15 protein-coding genes are annotated in these 17,701 nt (G+C 73.5%); 3 read left to right on the top strand and 12 right to left on the bottom strand.

The features are described from left to right. Nucleotides 1-181: 181 nt before the first annotated feature. On the bottom strand, nt 182-745 hold the full coding sequence (gene ectA / locus ACH4S7_RS00410; protein ID WP_398518812.1) for a diaminobutyrate acetyltransferase: 564 nt from the start codon (nt 743-745) through the stop codon (nt 182-184). Nucleotides 746-1,220: 475 nt separating this feature from the next. Continuing rightward, the gene (locus ACH4S7_RS00405) at nt 1,221-2,321 is read right to left on the bottom strand and encodes a pyridoxal-phosphate-dependent aminotransferase family protein (protein ID WP_398518811.1); all 1,101 of its coding nucleotides are present in this window, start codon (nt 2,319-2,321) and stop codon (nt 1,221-1,223) included. A 97-nt stretch (nt 2,322-2,418) separates the two neighbouring features. On the opposite strand from ACH4S7_RS00405, the gene ACH4S7_RS00400 reads away from it, so the two are divergent. Together ACH4S7_RS00400 and ACH4S7_RS00395 are read left to right on the top strand one after the other, a co-directional pair. After that, nucleotides 2,419-3,510, top strand: coding sequence for an amidohydrolase family protein (locus tag ACH4S7_RS00400; protein ID WP_398518810.1), 1,092 nt, complete (start codon nt 2,419-2,421; stop codon nt 3,508-3,510). A 553-nt stretch (nt 3,511-4,063) separates the two neighbouring features. Then, nucleotides 4,064-4,996, top strand: a complete 933-nt coding sequence (locus ACH4S7_RS00395) for an SCO1860 family LAETG-anchored protein (RefSeq protein ID WP_398518809.1) — start codon at nt 4,064-4,066, stop codon at nt 4,994-4,996. Between the two features lie 277 nt (nt 4,997-5,273). Here the strand turns inward: ACH4S7_RS00395 and cobC are convergent, their stop codons facing one another. From cobC to cobM, 6 genes are all read right to left on the bottom strand, one after another. Beyond that, on the bottom strand, nt 5,274-6,338 hold the full coding sequence (gene cobC, locus ACH4S7_RS00390; protein ID WP_398518808.1) for an Rv2231c family pyridoxal phosphate-dependent protein CobC: 1,065 nt from the start codon (nt 6,336-6,338) through the stop codon (nt 5,274-5,276). Next, nucleotides 6,322-7,245 (bottom strand): sirohydrochlorin chelatase, encoded by a 924-nt coding sequence (locus ACH4S7_RS00385; protein WP_398518807.1) that lies wholly within the window; start codon nt 7,243-7,245, stop codon nt 6,322-6,324. The genes cobC and ACH4S7_RS00385 overlap by 17 nt, the downstream gene beginning before the upstream one ends. Further along, the gene (locus ACH4S7_RS00380; RefSeq protein ID WP_398518806.1) at nt 7,242-7,826 is read right to left on the bottom strand and encodes a precorrin-8X methylmutase; all 585 of its coding nucleotides are present in this window, start codon (nt 7,824-7,826) and stop codon (nt 7,242-7,244) included. The genes ACH4S7_RS00385 and ACH4S7_RS00380 overlap by 4 nt, the downstream gene beginning before the upstream one ends. Before the next feature lie 202 nt (nt 7,827-8,028). Further along, on the bottom strand, nt 8,029-9,945 hold the full coding sequence (gene cobJ, locus ACH4S7_RS00375; RefSeq protein WP_398518805.1) for a precorrin-3B C(17)-methyltransferase: 1,917 nt from the start codon (nt 9,943-9,945) through the stop codon (nt 8,029-8,031). Beyond that, nucleotides 9,942-11,177, bottom strand: coding sequence for a precorrin-6y C5,15-methyltransferase (decarboxylating) subunit CbiE (gene cbiE, locus ACH4S7_RS00370; RefSeq protein WP_398518804.1), 1,236 nt, complete (start codon nt 11,175-11,177; stop codon nt 9,942-9,944). Before cbiE ends, cobJ begins: the two co-directional genes overlap by 4 nt. Further along, the gene (gene cobM / locus ACH4S7_RS00365; RefSeq protein WP_398518803.1) at nt 11,174-11,992 is read right to left on the bottom strand and encodes a precorrin-4 C(11)-methyltransferase; all 819 of its coding nucleotides are present in this window, start codon (nt 11,990-11,992) and stop codon (nt 11,174-11,176) included. The genes cbiE and cobM overlap by 4 nt, the downstream gene beginning before the upstream one ends. A gap of 103 nt (nt 11,993-12,095) precedes the next feature. On the opposite strand from cobM, the gene ACH4S7_RS00360 reads away from it, so the two are divergent. After that, entirely contained in the window at nt 12,096-12,848 is a 753-nt protein-coding gene (locus ACH4S7_RS00360; RefSeq protein ID WP_398518802.1) for a ZIP family metal transporter, read from the top strand. Nucleotides 12,849-12,889: 41 nt separating this feature from the next. Here the strand turns inward: ACH4S7_RS00360 and cobI are convergent, their stop codons facing one another. Genes cobI through ACH4S7_RS00340 form a run of 4 tightly spaced genes read right to left on the bottom strand, consistent with a single transcriptional unit; the run spans nt 12,890 to nt 17,644 of the window. Next, entirely contained in the window at nt 12,890-13,660 is a 771-nt protein-coding gene (gene cobI, locus ACH4S7_RS00355; RefSeq protein ID WP_398518801.1) for a precorrin-2 C(20)-methyltransferase, read from the bottom strand. Next, a complete protein-coding gene (locus ACH4S7_RS00350; protein ID WP_398518800.1) occupies nt 13,657-15,006 on the bottom strand; it encodes a cobyrinate a,c-diamide synthase in 1,350 nt (449 codons plus the stop codon). Before ACH4S7_RS00350 ends, cobI begins: the two co-directional genes overlap by 4 nt. Then, entirely contained in the window at nt 15,000-15,599 is a 600-nt protein-coding gene (gene cobO / locus ACH4S7_RS00345; protein WP_398518799.1) for a cob(I)yrinic acid a,c-diamide adenosyltransferase, read from the bottom strand. Before cobO ends, ACH4S7_RS00350 begins: the two co-directional genes overlap by 7 nt. Continuing rightward, nucleotides 15,599-17,644, bottom strand: coding sequence for a putative cobaltochelatase (locus ACH4S7_RS00340; RefSeq protein ID WP_398518798.1), 2,046 nt, complete (start codon nt 17,642-17,644; stop codon nt 15,599-15,601). Before ACH4S7_RS00340 ends, cobO begins: the two co-directional genes overlap by 1 nt. Nucleotides 17,645-17,701: the final 57 nt, after the last annotated feature.

Genomic DNA, 17,701 nt, shown 5'->3' with positions numbered 1-17,701 from the left:
CGGAGAAGAAGGCGGCGGCGGTGGTGGGCGCGTGGGGCGGCCGGGGCGATCGGGGAAGGGCCGGTCCGTCGTGGTGGACCTGGCGTCGGCCCCCGGGTCCCGCGGTGTGCGGGTCGGCCAGTGGGTCGGCGGCGCGGTCGGCCAGCGGGTCGGATGGCCTCTGGCGCGGTCGGCCAGTGGCTCAGTCGGCGAGTGGGCCGATGCGGTACAGCACCTCCGGCAGGTGCGCTCCCGCGGACTCGTCCTCGGCACCGGAATCCCGTGGGAAGAGGGCCCCGTCGAACAGGACCTCCCGCTCCATCCGTGCCCCGTGCCGCTCGGCGAAGGAGGTGAACAGCCGTTCCGACGCGGCGTTGTCCGGCGTGATGGTGGTCTCCACCTCGCGGATGCCCCGGTCACCGCCGACCTTCGCGATCAGCGCGTCCAGGAGGACCCCGGCCAAGCCCTGGCCCCGGTGCGTGGCGTCGACGGCGATCTGCCAGACCACCAGGGCCTGGGGCCGGTCGGGCCGTGCGTAACCGGTGACGAACGCGACCGGCTCACCGCTCGTGTCACGGGCCACCAGCGACGTCGCGGCGAAATCACGACACCACAACAGATAGCTGTACGAAGAGTTGAGGTCCAGGACCTCGGAGTCACGGGCTATACGCCAGATCGCGGCTCCGTCCTCCACTCGTGGCGTGTCGATGGTGGTGAATTCGCTCGTAGGGATGGCTCGTACAAGGTCTTCTTGTGCGGCGGTCATGGCCAAGTAATTTACCGAGCAAATTCGGAAAATGCATGGTCGGGAGGGGTTGGGTGAAAGGGCCCTATGTGTTATCGCGCGGGCGCGACCTTCGGTCGCGAGGGCTTGGGTTTCGTGGTGATTTGTCCGGTAAATAAGCCACTAAACGGGCACGTTGTGGAGTAGGTCACATGGTCATCACGCCCCGGTGAGCCTTGTTGAAACCTTAGTGTTTAAGCCCGGGGGGAGGGGGCAGAAGAAAACGGGAAGCTGCTCGCTATAAAGCAGCTTCCCGTTTTTATGAATTATTCACGAGCAATTGTCTTCGCCGGGTCAACCTTTACGCCGGAGTGAGCGTCTTAGAGAAGCTGAGCCGAATCCGATCCGTCTCGCCCGTGGTGCACACTCGCGGTCGGCCGAAAAAGTCGGCAGACCGAAGCACCCGGCAGACCGAAGCGCCCGGCCGAGCGCCCGCCGCCCGGCCAGGCCCGCTCCGCTACGCCCAGACCTCCGTGACCGCCCGCCCGGCCGCCTCCAGGTCAACCGGGGCGCCACGCTCCGCGAGCGCCGAGCCCAGCGCCGTCAGCGAGGAACGCACCGCACCGCGGGTGGCGTCCACGCCGTAGTGATTGACCCGGATCATCTCCTTGGCCAGCGCCCCACCGCCGGCGATCAGCGGCAGCGAGGGATCGGCGGCCAGTGCCTCCGCGACCAGCTCCGACGCGTTCACCCCGGCCGGCACGCGCAGTGTCGTCGCCACCGGGGCCGCGTCCCGCGCCTCGTGGACATACGGTTCCAGCCCGCCGCCGAGCGCGAGCACGCCCCTGCGCGTCGCCGCCGCCGCCGAGGCGTGCCGCGCCATCACCGCGTCCAGCCCCTCCGTCTCGATCCGCTCCACGCACGCTTCGAGCGCGAGCATCTCCAACTGCGCGGGCGCGTGCAGCAGCGCCTTGCGGCCACCGTCGATCCAGCGCTCCTTCCAGTCCAGCAGGGAGAGGTACGAGCGCCGGGGTGCGGCCGGGTTGGCCGCGAACCGCTCCCAGGCGCGGGCGCTGACCGACACCGCCGAAACCCCGGCCGGGCCGCCCATCGCCTTCTGCGCGCCGATCACGCAGAGATCGACGCCCCAGGCGTCCGGCAGCAGCGGCTCGGCGGCCACCGAGGCCACCGCGTCGAGCATGAAGAGCGCGCCGTGCGCCCGTACGACCTCACCGATCTCCGCGACCGGGTTGGTGTTGCCCGTCGCCGCCTCCGCGTGCACCAGGGAGACGAAGTCGATCTCCGGATGCGCCGCGAGCGCCCGCTCGACCTGCTCCGCCGTCACCGCCGTGTGGAAGGGCACCTCCAGATCGACGACCCGGGCACCGCAGTCCCGCAGCCAGTTGCCGAAGGTCTGCCCGTACGGGCCCGTGACGACGTTCAGCGCGGTCGAGCCGGCCGGGGCGCCCGCGCGGATGCAGCCCTCCAGCGGCAGCAGCGCCTCCCCCTGGGTGATCACCACGTCCTGCTCGGTGTCGAGCAGTGTGGCGACCCGCCGTTCGATGGCCGCGAACCGCGCGGCGGTCAGCGGGGGCAGGTCCAGAAACGGATGTGTCACGGCGGTGCCTTCTTCGGATCAGTGGTCGGGCAAGGGGCGGGGACGGGCTTGTCCGGCCCCTCGGTCGAGGGTACCGAGGGGCTCGTACAGTGCTGACATGAGCGATCACGTGGTGCTGCATGTGAAGGGGCGGGTGCTCGTCGGCCCGGAGGACGTACGGGACGAACTCTGGGTCGTCGGCGGGCGGATCACGTATGACCGGCCCGTGGGCGCCGGTGAGGTGACGACCGTGACGGGTTGGGCGCTCCCGGGGTTGGTGGACGCGCACTGTCATGTGGGGCTCGATCGCCATGGACCGGTGGACGACGCGACCAGCGAGCAGCAGGCGCTCGCGGACCGTGCGGCGGGCGCCCTGTTGATCCGGGACGCCGGATCGCCGTCCGACACCCGGTGGATCGACGATCGCGAGGACCTCCCGAAGATCATCCGGGCGGGGCGGCACATCGCCAGGACCCGCCGCTACATCCGTAACTACGCCCATGAGATCGAGCCGGACGATCTCGTCACGTACGTCGCCAGGGAGGCCCGGCGCGGTGACGGCTGGGTCAAGCTCGTCGGCGACTGGATCGACCGAGAGGCCGGTGATCTGACCGCGTGTTGGCCGCGCGGCGCGGTGGAGGCGGCGATCGCCGAAGCCCATCGGCTGGGCGCGCGGGTGACCGCGCACTGCTTCGCCGAGGACTCCCTCCGCGATCTTGTGGAGGCGGGTATCGACTGCATCGAACACGCCACGGGTCTCACCGAGGAGACCATTCCGCTCTTCGCCGAGCGGGGCGTCGCCATCGTCCCGACCCTCGTCAACATCGCCACCTTTCCGGCGTTGGCCGACGGCGGCGAGAGGAAGTTCCCCGTCTGGTCGGCCCATCTGCGGCGGTTGTACGAGCGCAGGTACGACACGGTCCGCGCGGCGTACGACGCCGGTGTGCCGGTCTTCGTCGGTACGGACGCGGGCGGTTCGCTCGCCCACGGCCTGGTCGCGGGCGAGGTCGCGGAGCTGGTGAAGGCGGGCATCCCGCCGATCGAGGCGCTGTCGGCGACCTCCTGGGGCGCACGGGCGTGGCTGGGGCGTCCGGCGCTGGAGGAGGGCGCGCCGGCGGATCTGGTGGTGTACGACACCGATCCCCGGCAGGACGTCGGAGTGCTGGCGACCCCGCGCCGGGTGGTCCTGAACGGACAGGTTGTGGGCTGACACGGGCGCGCTCGCGGTCCTCCGGCCGGGGGGGAGTCGTGTGCTGACGGAGCCGTGTTCTCGGCCGGGGGAGCCGTGGACTGACGGAGCCGTGTTCTCGGCCGGGGGAGGAGGCTGACCGAGGCGCGTTCCCGGCCGGGCACGGGCCGATGCGGGCGCGTCCTCAGCCGGGGGCACGGGCGGACAGGAGCGCGTCTTCGGACGGTGGCGAAGGTGCTCGTGCGGGGCGGCGGGTTGACGAGGGCGTCTCCCGTGACCTGGCCGTTCGTTGAGCACCAAACGCGTGAGCATTCGCGTTCATCCGATATGCCCGGCGTGCCCCCGTCGTGGGCCGGCGTGCGACCTGCGGCTGTGTGACACGCGGGGCGTCAGGGAACACTCGTACCTCAAGAATCGAATACAGGCGCGGAAACCCCCCTTTGGAGTGAACTAACCCCAGGTGTGCGCGAGTTCACTCTCAGTGCGTAAAGATTCCGGTGTCCCAGTCGCCACCGCCCACGAGTCCCTGTGGGACGGCGGGTGACGCCATGTCTCCTGTGGGGGTTCCACCACCTTGAACAGCAACACCTTCCGCATGCCCGTACGCCGCTGCGCCGCCGTCACGGCCTCCGTCGCCCTGGTCGCGACGCCCGTCGCGCTCGCCGGCCCCGCGCATGGCACCGGGGGCGGCGCCGAAGGGAGGGCCAGTGCGGTCGTCCTCCGTACCGGACTCGACGTGTCCCTGCTCAACAAGACCGTCAACCTCCCGCTCAACGCCTCGTTGAACGAGGTGACGGCGCCCGCCAGCGCCGAACGCAGCACGCTCTCCGTGCGCCTGGACGGCGTCAACCAGGGCCAGCCCTTCCAACTGCTCCGTGCCGATGTGGCCACGGCGAAGGCGACCGCGGACGAGAAGCGGGCCGAGGGCTACGCCAATCTCGTCCGCGCCCGGATCCATGTGCCGGGGCTCCCGCTGGTCTCCCTCATCGAGGTCGAGAAGGTCACCTCCAGGGCCTTATGCCTGGCGGGCGAGCGGCCCGTCGCCGAGTCCAACGTCCTCGGCCATGTGACGGTCCTCGGCGAGAAGGTCACGCTCACCGCCGGGGGGCGGACGACGGTCGACGTGCCCGCCGTCGGCAAGGTGACCCTCGACCTGTCCCGGGAGCAGACCACCTCCCGGACGGCCGCCGCCACCGCCCTGCAACTGAAGGTCGCGGTCAACCCGCTGAAGCTGAACGTCGCCGAGGTGAACGGCACCGTCACCCTCGTCCAGGCCACGTGCACTTCGCCCAAGGCCCCGCCGAAGAAGGAGGAGAAGCCGGCCGAGGAGAAGCCGAAGCCGGAGATCACCCCGCAGACCGGCGCGGAGCCCAAGGAGAATCTGGCCGAGACGGGCGGCAGCTCCACCACGCCCTACATCGCCGGGGGGTCGGCGGCGCTGCTGGGCCTCGGGGCCGGCGCGCTGGTGATGGCGCGGCGCCGGGGCCGCGCCCGCGCCCGGGGCTGAGAGGGTCCCGGCACCCCGGCCCCGCCCCAGGGAGCGGCGGCCCGGCTGAACCAAAGCCGCGCTGAACCAAAGCCGCGCAGGACCACGCCTCTACAAGCTCTACAGAAACTCAGCTCCCCAGAACCACAGCTCCACAGCTCCACACAGAGTCGGGGCCCGCGGCCGAAGCGTCGCGGAGCCCAGCCCCCGGGGACCCGCGGCCAGGGAGAGGCCGTGAGTCCCCGGGGGCGTGCACCGGCCCGTTCCGGGCCGGGCGACGCCACTCCGAGGCCACTCCCTACGCGCCCACCATCGTCAGCGCCTGGTCGAGCGCCTGTAGAAAGCGGTTGGTGGTGGCCCGGTCCCGGACGGCTATCCGCAGCCAGCCAGGACCGAGGCCCGGGAAGGTGTCTCCACGGCGGACCGCGAACCCGAGCCGGCGCAGTCGCTCCCGCACCTGCTCACCGTGGCGCACCCGGACGAGCACGAACGACGCCTCGGCCGCGGCCACCACCCGTACCTCATCGAACTCCGCCAGACCGGCCAGCAGATGGGCCCGCTCGCGGGCGATCCGCCGCGCCGCGTCCGCCGCCTCCGCCAGTGCGGCCGGGGTCATGCACGCCTCCGCCGCCGTCAGCGCGGGGGAGGAGACGGGCCAGAGCGGCTGGGCCCGCTCCAGGGCCGCCACGGTCTCCGGCTCGGCCAGCACATAGCCGATCCGCAGCCCAGCCAGCCCCCAGGTCTTGGTGAGACTGCGCAGCACCACCAGACCCGGCACATCCGTACGGTCCGCGAGCGACTCGGATTCGCCCGGCACGGCGTCCATGAATGCCTCGTCCACCACCAGCAGCCGCCCCGGGCGGGCCAGGGAGACGATATCGGCGGCCCGGTGCAGCACCGATGTGGGATTGGTCGGATTCCCGATCATCACCAGGTCCGCCGAATCGGGCACGGCTGCCGGATCGAGCCGGAAACCGTCCTCCTCCCGCAGCAGCAGCCGCGCCACCGCGTGACCGGCGTCCCGCAGCGCCGCCTCGGGTTCGGTGAACTGCGGATGGACGACCAGCGGCCGGCTCACCGCCAGGGCGCGGGCCAGCAGGACGAACGCCTCCGCCGCCCCCGCCGTCAGCAACACCCGTTCCACCGGCAGCCCGTGCCTGGCCGCGACGGCGGCCCGGGCCGCGCGCCCGTCCGGATAGGTGCCCAGGGAAGCCAGCGAACCGGCGATCAGCTCCCGCAGCCACTCCGGGGGCGTGCCCGTGCGCACATTGACCGCGAGATCGGTCAGCGTGGCGGCCGTGTCCCGCATCTCGGCGTCACCGTGGTGACCCAGATCGTGCGGGTCGTCAGTGTGCGTGTGCATGGCTGCCGTGGTGGTGATGCCCATGCCCGTGCCCGTGGTGATGGCCGTCGTCGTTCGGGTGGAAGTGCGGCTTCTGCTCCATGCCGACCTTGTCCTCGAAGCCCGGCAGGGCGATCCGGTAGACACAGGAGTCGCAGTTCATCCGGATATCGCCTTCGACGGCCTCCCGATAGCGCTCCAGCACCAGATCGAGCAGCTCGTCGGTGGCGCCGATCACCTCCGCCGAGACCACGTCGATCTCCGGGTGGGCCGCCGCCCACTCCTCGGTCTGGGCCAGCACCCGGTCCGGCAGGATGCCGGTGAAGAGGAAGTACGGCAGCACCACGACATGGCGCGCGCCCAGCAGGACACATCGGTCGAGGCCGCTCGGCACGTCCGGCGCCGCGAGCGACACGAACGCCGTCTCGACACCCGCGTACCCCCGCCCCTCCCAGAGCAGCCGCGCGGCCTTCAACACCTCGGCGTTGGCGTCCGGGTCGGTCGAACCCCGGCCCACCAGCAGGACGGTCACCTCGGAGCGGTCGACGGTGAGCCCGGCCAGCGCGTGCTCGATCCGCCGCTCCAGGACCCGCAGCAGCGCGGGGTGCGGGCCGAGCGGGCGGCCGTAGCTGTACGAGATCCCGGGGTGCCGCTCCTTCTCACGGGCGAGGGCGGCGGGGATGTCCCCCTTGGCGTGACCGGCCGACACCAGCATCAGCGGTACGGCGGCGAATCGTTTCACGCCCCGCTCGACCAATTCGGTGACGGCCTCGCCGAGCGGCGGCGGCGAGAGTTCTATGAAGCCGCCGGCGACGGGGATTCCGGGTGCGCGGCGCCCCAACTCCTGGACGAAATCACGGAAAGCCTGCGCTCCCGCTTCGTCACGGGTTCCGTGGCCGGCGATGAGCAGTGCGGGCGGGGTGGTCACGCGTTCTCCTTGATATGGGGGTGGTACAGCAGGGCGTTGAGCGCCGCCGATGCGACGGCGCTGCCACCCTTCTCGGACACATTGCTGACGGCGGGCAGTCCGCTCGCGCGGAGGGCGGCCTTGGACTCGACGGCGCCGACGAATCCGACCGGCAGTCCGATGACGAGGGCGGGTTCTGCGCCGAGGGTGAGCAGCTCCTCCAGCGCGGTCGGCGCGCACCCGATCACCCAGAGGGCGCCGGGCCCCACCTGCTCGTACGCCAGCCGTATCGCATGGGCGGAGCGGGTGCGGTCGGGCGTCGCCGTGGCGTCCTTGAGCCGGCAGACGGTCTCACGCCGGGTGATCCCGGCGGCGACCATCTCGACATCGACCACCACGGGCGCGCCCGAGTGCAGCGCGGTGTGCGCGTCGGCGAGGGACGTCTCGTCGCAGACGAGGTCGGCGGCGTAGTCGAGGTCGGCGGCGGAGTGCACGACCCGCTCGACGACGGCGCGGGTGAGCGGCGGCAGCGCGGTGGTGTCCAGGCGGGAGCGCAGCCGGCGGAAGGATTCCTGTTCGATGGGGTGGACGACACGTGTCACGCGGCGACTCCGGTGGGTGGGGGAGAGGGGGTTCGGGACGCTTCGGCGGGGGTGACCGCGTCGCGTCGTCGGACGGTTCCGGTGGCGGTACGGCGCCGTGCGGTACGGGCACGGGGAGGGCGGCCCATGGCGTACGGGGCCGTCACGGAGCCCGCCCGGCGCGCGCGGCGCCGTGTCCGCGCGCACACGGAAGCGCGCGCGGTCATGATTGCCACCGGTAGCCGCGCGGGGTCACCATGCGGGACGCGATGGTGCGGGTGGCCGTGTTGCCGACCGTCACGACCGTCATCATGTCCACCGTCGCCGGATCCACTCCGGCCAATGTCGTCACCCGGCTTGATTCATCCGGCCGTGAGGCGTTTCGCACCACTCCCACCGGCGTCTCCGGCTCCCGGTGCTCCGCCAGGATCGACAGCGCCTTGGGGAGCTGCCAGTCCCGGCCCCGGCTCCGCGGGTTGTAGAAGGTCACGATGAGGTCGGCCGCCGCCGCCGCCCGCACCCGGCGCTCGATGACCTCCCACGGGGTGTGCAGGTCCGACAGGCTGATCGAGACATGGTCATGGCCCAGCGGGGCGCCCAGGATCGACGCCGCCGCCAGGGCCGCCGTCACACCGGGCACGCCCACCACGTCGATGTCGTCGGACGCCTCCGCGAGCGCGGGCGACGCCATCGCGTAGACGCCCGCGTCCCCGCTGCCGATCAGCGCGACCGCGTGGCCCGCGCGGGCTTCGGCCACCGCCGTACGGGCCCGTTCCTCCTCCGCCCCGAGGCCGGACTCCAGGATGCGGGTCCCGGGCCGGATCAGATCGCGGATCTGGTCCACGTACTGGTCGAGCCCGACCAGCACGGACGCCCGCCGCAGTTCGTCGGTGGCCCGGGGGGTGAGCAGATCGCGGGCCCCGGGGCCGAGGCCGACCACCGCGAGCCGTCCGCGCGGCGCCCGGCGCACCACCGCGCAGGTCGCCATCGCGGGCCGTCCGCCGGGGGTCGACTTCCGCTTCGGCACCAGCAGTTCACCGCCGCCGGCGAGTGCCGCGGCCTCCGCCACGGACGGGGTGCCCACCGCCGCGAGCGGGGCGGCGGACGGATGGGGCACGGCGATGGCGGCCAGCCGCTCGGCGGGGTGGGTCACCAGGGGCACGCCCAGGTGCTCCGCCGCCGCCACGATGCCGGGTTCGGTGGCCTTCGCGTCGACGGTGGCCAGCTCAGCGACGCTCAGCTCCGACAGCCCGGCGTCCCGCAGCGCGTCCCGGATCAGACCGATGACCTCCGCCGCGGGGGCGCCGCTGGACGCGCCGACGCCGACGACCAGCGACGGCGGCCGCAGCACCGCCTCGTACACCTCGGATGCCTCGTACGCCTCGTCCTTCGTGTCGGACCCGGGCGCCTCGTACGTCTTCTCGGACCCGGGTCCCACCAGCCGGTCGGTCACCCGCAGGACCGTCGCGGGCGCATCAGGCGTGAGCGGCGCGTCGGGTACGGCCCCTGCGTCGAGCACGAGGGGCGTATCGGGTACGGGGGATACGGGGCGGGGCCGGCCCGCGGTGTCCGGTGCGGCGGGAACCGTCCCGTCCGCGCCGCCCGGTGTCACGGCCGGCCCGGTACCCGCCACCGCCAGCGGCGCGGTCACATTCGGCGGCAGCGGCGGCAGCGGCCAGACCGCGTCCGCCCGCAGCGCCACCGGATCGCCGTCCAGCATCGCCCGGGAGACCGCCGCCACGGCGCCCTCCACCGGCCAGCCCAGCGTGTCCAGTCCGGGCACGCCGGTCGCGTCCGTCGCCGTCGTCACCACCGGCGCGCAGCCGATGACCTCGGCGACCCGGTCCGCCAGTTCGTTCGCGCCGCCGCCGTGGCCGCCGAGCAGGGCGACCGCGAACCGCTGACCCTCGTCCACACAGACCACACCCGGGTCCGTCGCCTTGTCCACCAGCAGCGGGGCGACCAGCCGTACCGTCGCGCCCGTCGCGAGGAAGCACACGAGCTGCTCGCACTCCGCGAACGCGCGCTCCACCGCCGCCCGCACCGGGCCCTCGTACACCCGGGTACGGCCGGGCCAGGCCGCGGCGAGTCGGTCGCGGGCGGCGGCGCCGGCCGCCGTCGCGGAGATCAGGCCGATCACTGGGGAGTTCCTTCCGTCAATGCGTCCGAGGGGCGGTCGCCCCACAGCAGAAACACCGGGTTGGTGGCCGCGAGCCGGGTGACGTCCCCGGGCAGCGGCGCGAGCCGTGCCGCGTTCAGCAGCACCCCGTCGGTGGTGAGGCCCGCGCCGGAGAGCGCGGCCCGTACGGCGGGCACCCGGTCCAGCGCCGCCAGCGCGACGACCACCGTGCGCCGGGCCCGCGGCGCGCACGCCGCCACGATCGCGGGCAGCCCGCCGCCCCCGCCGCCGATGAACACCGCGTCCGGTTCGGGCAGTCCGGCCAGCGCCTCCGGCGCCGAGCCGTGCACGGCCCGGACGTCCACGCCGTGTGCGGCGGCGTTCGCCCGGATCCGGTCGACTCCGTCCGCGGCCTTCTCCACCGCGACCGCCGCCGCCCCGAACCGCGCGCACTCCACGGCCACCGAACCCGATCCTGCGCCGATGTCCCAGACCAGATCGCCGGTGCGCGGACCGAGCCTGGCCAGTGCCAGCGCCCGTACCTCGAACTTGGTGATCATCGAATCGCGGTGCGCGAACGCGTCCTCGGCCAGCGCCCAGCGGTCCGGGGCCCGACCGCCCCCGGCGACGGTGAGCTGCCCGGGGGCGAGCGCCCGCGCCGGATCCAGACAGAGGACCACGCTCACCGCGTCCCACTCCCGCTCCGCGGCCCGCTCCGGGGTCAGCCGTTCGACGCGCTCCCGGTCCGGGTCGCCCAGCGCGGTGGCCACCACCAGCACCCGGCCCGTGCCCACCAGGGCCGCGCCCAGCTCGGCGGGGCCCGCGCCGGGCCCGGTCAGTACGGCCGTCTTGGGGTGCGCGAGACAGCTGTTGACCGCGGTCCGCAGCGCCCGGCCGTGCGCGCTGATGACCAGCGCATCGTCCCAGGGCAGCCCGATCCGGGCGAAGGCGACCGCGACGGACGCCGTCCCGGGCCGGACGTCCAGCGCCTCCGGGCCGAACCGTTCGGCCAGCGCCCGGACGATCCCGAAGAACCCGGGATCGCCGGAGGCCAGCACCACCGGCCGGCTCGCCGCCGCCAGCCGGTCGAGCGCGGGCGCCAGCGGCCCGAGCGTGATCCGCTCGGCGCCGGCCGGCACCGGTGCCGCCGCCAGATGCCGGGCCGCGCCCACCACCAGCGTCGCCGCCGTCAGGGCCGCGGTGTCCCGCGCGGACAGGGGCGCGCCCGTCCCCGTACCGATCACTGTGATCATGGCGTGGCACCCTGGGCGCGCAGGGCTCTGCGGGCCTCCGGGTCGGCCTTGCGGAAGCCGTGGAAGTGCCCCGGGTGGTAGAGGTGCGACCGGGTCCCCGACGCCGACAGCGCGGGGCCGACCAGGAACAGCGTGTGCTTCCAGAGCTTGTGCTCCTTGACGGTCTCCTCCAGCGTGCCGATCGTGCAGCGCAGGATCAGCTCCTCCGGCCAGGTCGCCTGATACGCGATCACCACCGGAGTGCCGGTCGGGTAGCCGCCCTCCAGCAGCTCCTGCGTCAACTGGCCCGATCTGGCCGCCGACAGGAACAGCGCCATCGTGGTGCCGTGCCGGGCGAACTCCCGGACCTCCTCGCCCGGGGGCATCGGGGTCTTCCCGCCGCCCAGCCGGGTCAGGATCACCGACTGCGCGACCTCCGGAATCGTCAGCTCGCGCCCGACCAGCGCGGCGACGGCCGAGAACGACGACACCCCCGGCACGATCTCCGTCTCGACCCCCAGCTCCACGCACCGGTCGAACTGCTCCTGCGTGCCGCCCCACAGCGCGGGGTCGCCGGAGTGGATCCTGGCCACCCGCAGCCGCTCGTCGCGCGCCCGCTCGTAGACGGCCACGACGTCCTCCAGCGACATGGTGGCCGAGTCGAGGATCTCGGCGCCCTCGCGGGCGTGCTCCAACACCTCGGCCTGCACCAGGCTCGCCGCCCAGATGACGATGTCGGCGTCGGCGATGGCGCGCGCGGCGCGGAACGTCAGCAGATCGGCGGCGCCTGGGCCGGCACCGACGAAGGTCACCTTGCCCTGAACGGCAACGGCCATGAGTAGGGGGTCCTCTCGGGTCAAACGGGTGATTCGGAAGTGTGCGGGAGGTGGGGCGGGTCTGAAGGGGTTACGGGGCGGTTCGATCGGCTAGCAAGGGCGCATGGCGGTGTTCGTCGCGCTCGGCGCGTTCCTGATGACGCTCTTCGGCGGGTGGACGGCGCAGCGCGTCACCGACCGCCGCCACCTCGTGCTGGGCCTGGCGGGCGGGCTGATGCTCGGCGTCGTCGGCCTCGACCTGCTGCCCGAGGCACTGGAGGCGGCCGGCCGGCCGGTCTTCGGCGTGCCACAGGCGCTGCTGCTGTTCGTCGGCGGCTTCCTCGTCGCCCATATGGTGGAACGGCTGCTGGCGGCCCGGCAGTCGGCGCACGGCGCGGCCGACCGGCCGGCCGGCGCGGGCGGGGCGGCGGGCGCGAAGGCGCCCCAGATGGGTCTGACGGCCGCCGCCGCCATGGTCGGCCACAGCCTGATGGACGGCATCGCCATCGGCGCGGCCTTCCAGGTCGGCGAGGGCATGGGGCTGACCGTGGCGCTCGCCGTCATCGCCCACGACTTCGCGGACGGTTTCAACACCTACACCCTCACCGCCGCGTACGGGAACACCCGGGGGAAGGCGGTCGCCATGCTCCTCGCGGACGCGTGCGCCCCCGTGGTCGGCGCGGCCTCCACCCTCTTCGTCACCATCCCGGTCGAAGCCCTCGGCAGCTACCTCGGCTTCTTCGGCGGCGCCCTGCTCTACCTCGCCGCCGCCGAGATCCTGCCCGAGGCGCACCACACGCACCCGGCCCGCTCCACCCTGCTGTGCACGGCGGCGGGGGCCGGATTCATCTGGCTGGTGGTCGGCATCGCCCAGTGACGGCCCCGGAGGACCGCCCGGGAGATCCGGTGCGGCGGGTCTCACAACTTGCCCCCACGGCCGCCGTCCCGTCGGGCCGGCGCGATCAGCGTGGAGAGGTACGGCAGCGGTGCGGCGGTCGGACCGCCCTCCGGACCGTCCTCCGGGCCCCCCGTCTCCACCAGCTCCGACGCCCGCCGGATCGACTCCCCGGGCAGCCCGAGCGCCGACCCCCACACCGCGCCGTCGGTCCGCCCGGTCTCGCGCAGCGCGGTCGCCACCTCCGCCGCCAGCCGGCCGAACTTGTACGCCACGACCGTCCCCGGGCCCGCCAGCGCGTCCTTCAGCACGGCCGCGCCCGCCGTCACCGGGACCAGCGTCAGCGGCTCCGTGCCCTCGGTGAGCACCGCGCCGCTGCGGGCCGCCAGATCCTGCATCGCGGTGATACCGGGCACCGTCTCCACCACCGTCCCCGGCAGCAGCTCGCCGATGGTCTGCGCGAGATAGGTGAAGGTGGAGTACACATTGGGGTCGCCGATCGTCGCGAACGCGACACTGTCGCTCTCGCCCAGCAGCGCGGCGACCCGCGCGCCCGCCGCGTCCCAGGCGGCCTCCCGGCGGGCCCGGTCGGTGCGTTCATTGAGTGCGAAGACGATCCGTACGACGTTGTCCGCCGGGACGTAGTGCAGCACGGTCGCCTCGGCACGCCCCCGCTCACCGGTCTCCATCACGGGCACGACGACCACATCGGCCTCCCGCAGCACCCGCACGCCCTTCACGGTCACCAACTCCGGGTCACCGGGTCCCACTCCGACCCCGATCAGCCTGCTCATCGCGTACACCTTTCGACAAAACGACGGGCCACACCGGGCTCGGCCGCCCAGTGCGTATGCAGATAACTCGCGTGCACCCCGCCCTGGACGAACCCCTCGGTACGCCGCTCCGGCCGGTACACACCCCACGCGGGGGACGGGCCCGCCCCTGGTTCGATCACCGTCCGGTGGAATTCATGACCGCGCAGCCGGGTCCCGGCCGCCGCGAGACAGCTATCGGTGACCGCGACGGCCTGCCGATACCCGAGGGTGAGCCGCTCACCCATCCGCGCGTCGGCGTCCAACACCCCGCACATGGGCTGTCCGTCCAGCGAACGGGAGAGGTAGAGGAGGCCCGCGCACTCGGCGGCGATCGGCGCACCGGAACGGGCCAGCTCGCCGACGGCCTTCCGCAGCGGTTCGTTGGCGGCCAGCTCCGGCGCGTAGACCTCGGGGAAGCCGCCGCCTATGACGACTCCGGCCGTGCCGTCGGGCAGCAGCTCGTCCCGGAGGGGGTCGAAGGTGACGACCTCAGCGCCGGACGCGGTGAGCAGTTCGAGCTGCTCGGCGTAGGAGAAGCTGAAGGCCGGGCCGCCCGCCACGGCGACGACGGGCCGCGCCCGCCCGGGGGGTCGCGGCGCCGGCGGTTGGTCCCCGCCGTCCGGAACGGGCAGCTCCGGGGCGCTCCGGGCCAGCGCCAACAGCGCGGGCACATCGCACCCCGCCCGTACTAGCTCACCCATCGCGGCGACCGCCGACAGGGCCTCGGCCCGGCGCTCCGCCACCGGGACCAGCCCCAGATGCCGGGACGGGGTCGCCACCGCGGCCCCCCGCCGCAAGACGCCCAGCACCGGCGCGCCGGCCTCGTCCAACGCCTCCCGGAGCAGGGCCTCATGGCGGTCGGAACCCACCTTGTTCAGGATCACGCCGCCGATCCGCACCTCCGGATCCCAGGAGCGGAAGCCGTGCACCAGCGCCGCCACCGAACGCGACTGCGACGACGCGTCCACCACCAGCACCACCGGCGCCCGCAGCAGCTTCGCGAGCTGCGCCGTGGACGCCAGCTCGCCCTCGCCCGCCGCGCCGTCGTACAGCCCCATCACGCCCTCGACGACGGCCACGTCACAGCCGGCCGCGCCCCGGGCGAAGAGCGGGGCCATCAGCTCCGTACCGCAGAGGTAGGCGTCCAGATTCCGGCCCGGGCGGCCCGTGGCGAGCGCGTGGTAGCCCGGATCGATGTAGTCGGGGCCCACCTTGTGCGGGGAGACGGCGAGGCCCGCCGCGGCGAAGGCGGCCATCAGGCCCGTCGCCACGGTGGTCTTGCCGCTGCCCGACGACGGCGCGGCGATGACGAGTCGTGCTACCACTCGATGCCCCGCTGCCCCTTCTGACCCGCGTCCATCGGGTGCTTCACCTTCGTCATCTCGGTCACCAGATCGGCGAAGTCGACCAGCTCGGCCGGGGCGTTACGGCCGGTGATCACCACATGCTGGTTGCCCGGGCGGTCCCGCAGCACCGAGAGGACCTCGGCCGTGTCCACCCAGCCCCAGTGCAGGGGATAGGCGAACTCGTCCAGGACGTAGAGCCGGTAGCTCTCGGCCGCCAGATCCCGCTTGATCTGCTCCCAGCCCTCGCGGGCCGCCTCCTCATTGCTGAACTGGCGGTCCCGCTGCACCCAGGACCAGCCCTCGCCCATCTTGTGCCAGTCGACCCGGCCGCCCTCGCCGGACGCCCCCAGCACCCGCAGCGCGTTCTCCTCGCCGACCTTCCACTTGGCGGACTTGACGAACTGGAAGACCCCGATCGGCCAGCCCTGATTCCAGGCGCGCAGCGCCAGCCCGAAGGCGGCCGTCGACTTGCCCTTGCCGACGCCCGTGTGGACGACGACCAGCGGCCGGTTGCGGCGCTGACGGGTGGTGAGCCCGTCGTCCGGTACGACGGACGGCTGTCCCTGTGGCATTACGCGGCCCTCCCGGCCCGAGCGGCGGACTGAACATCCCGGACGAGCCCGGCTATCGCATCGGCCCGCAACTCGTCGAGCGTGACGGCGGCGCCGTCCAGATCGCCCGCCAGCTTCGCCGCGAGCCCCAGCCGGACCGGCCCGGACTCGCAGTCCACGACGATCGCGGCCGTCCCGCCAGCGGCGTGCAGCCGCGCGGCCCGGGACGCCAGCGCCACCGGATCGGGGCCGCCCGTCGCCCGGCCGTCGGTGACCACGACCAGCAGCGGACGCCGCGAGGGATCACGGGTCCGCTCCACCCGCAGGACGTCATGGGCGCGCAGCAGCCCGGCCGCCAGCGGGGTCCGCCCACCGGTCGGCAGCAGCTCCAGCCGGGCCGCCGCCGCGTCCACCGATGAGGTCGGGGGCAGCGCCACCTCCGCCTCCTTGCCCCGGAAGGTCACCAGACCGACCTTGTCGCGGCGCTGGTAGGCGTCGAGCAGCAGCGACAGCACCGCACCCTTGACCGCACCCATCCGCTGGCGGGCCGCCATCGAACCGGAGGCGTCCACCACGAAGAGCACCAGATTGGACTCGCGCCCCTCCCGGACCGCCTGCCGCAGATCGTCCCGCCGCACCACCAGACCGGGGCCGCTGCGCCCCCGCGCCCGCTGGTACGGCGCCGCGGCCCGTACGGTCGCCGCCAGATGCAGCTTGGTCAGCGCGCCCCTCGGCCGCCGCGAACCCGTCGTACGGCCGTGGTCGGCCCGGGAGCGCGACCTGCGGCCCGCGGCGCCGTCACCGGTGCCGGGCACGCTCAACATCCTGGTACGGAACGGCTCACCGGCGCCGACCGCCCGCTGCTCGCCGCCCCCGCCGCCGCTGGGCGAACCGTCCTGGTCACCCGCCTCCGGGCGGGCCGGCTCGTCCTCCCGCGGCCCGCCGTCGTCTCCGCTTCCGTCACCGCTGTCGTCCCCGTTGGCGTCCCCGTCGCGGGGGCCGCCCCCCGGGCCGCCGTCGGGTCCGCCGCCGTCCGGGTCGGGATCCGGGTCGTCGTCGCCGAACTCCCGCAGCGTGTCGTCGAGCCTGTCCTCGTCCAGCCCCGGCGCATCGAACGGATTGCGCCGGCGCCGGTGGGGGAGGGCCAGCAGCGCCGCCTGGCGGACATCCTCCGCCAGCACCTCCGTACGCCCCGCCCAGGCGGCCAGCGCGGTCGCCGTACGGGCCATCACGATGTCGGCGCGCATCCCGTCCACCTCGAACGCCGCGCAGGTCGCCGCGATCTGCCGCAGCGCGCCGTCGCCGAGCCGGACCTCGGGCAGCAGCGCCCTGGCCGCCACGATCCGCGCCCGCAGCGCCGCCTCCTCGTCGGCCCAGCGGGCCGCGAAGGCCGCCGGATCGTCGTCGTACGCCAGCCGGCGCCGCACCACCTCGACCCGCTGGTCCGGCTCCCGCGAGGCCGCGACCTCGACTGTCAGACCGAACCGGTCGAGCAACTGCGGGCGCAGCTCGCCCTCCTCCGGGTTCATCGTCCCCACCAGCAGGAAGCGCGCGGCGTGCCGCACCGACACCCCCTCGCGCTCGACGTAGGACGCGCCCATCGCCGCGGCGTCCAGCAGGGTGTCCACCAGATGGTCGTGCAGGAGGTTCACTTCGTCGACGTACAGGATCCCGCGGTGCGCGTCGGCGAGCAGCCCCGGCTCGAACGCCTTCACGCCCTCCGCCAGCGCCCGCTCGATGTCCAGCGCGCCGACCAGCCGGTCCTCGGACGCGCCGATGGGCAGTTCGACCACCCGGGCGGCCCGGGACGTGCCGGGGTCCGCCCCGTGCGGCCCGTCGGGGCAGGCCGGGTCGGGGACGGCGGGATCGCAGGAGAAGCGGCAGCCCGCGACGACGGCGACATCCGGCAGCAGCGTGGAGAGCGCGCGCACGGCGGTGCTCTTCGCCGTGCCCTTCTCGCCGCGGACCAGGACCCCGCCCACGGCCGGGGAGACCGCGTTCAACAGCAGCCCGAGCCGCAGATCGTCCTGTCCGACGATCGCGGTGAACGGAAAGGGCGTGCTCATACCCGGATCACTCCTTGGGGATAGTTCTTCGCGGTGCCGGTCCGGTGCCGGGGCCGC

The organism is Streptomyces sp. NPDC020965 (genome assembly GCF_044333555.1).
Classification (GTDB): Bacteria; Actinomycetota; Actinomycetes; order Streptomycetales; family Streptomycetaceae; genus Streptomyces.
The sequence above is the reverse complement of the archived record's forward strand: the minus strand, read 5'-3'. Positions and strand labels throughout refer to the sequence as shown.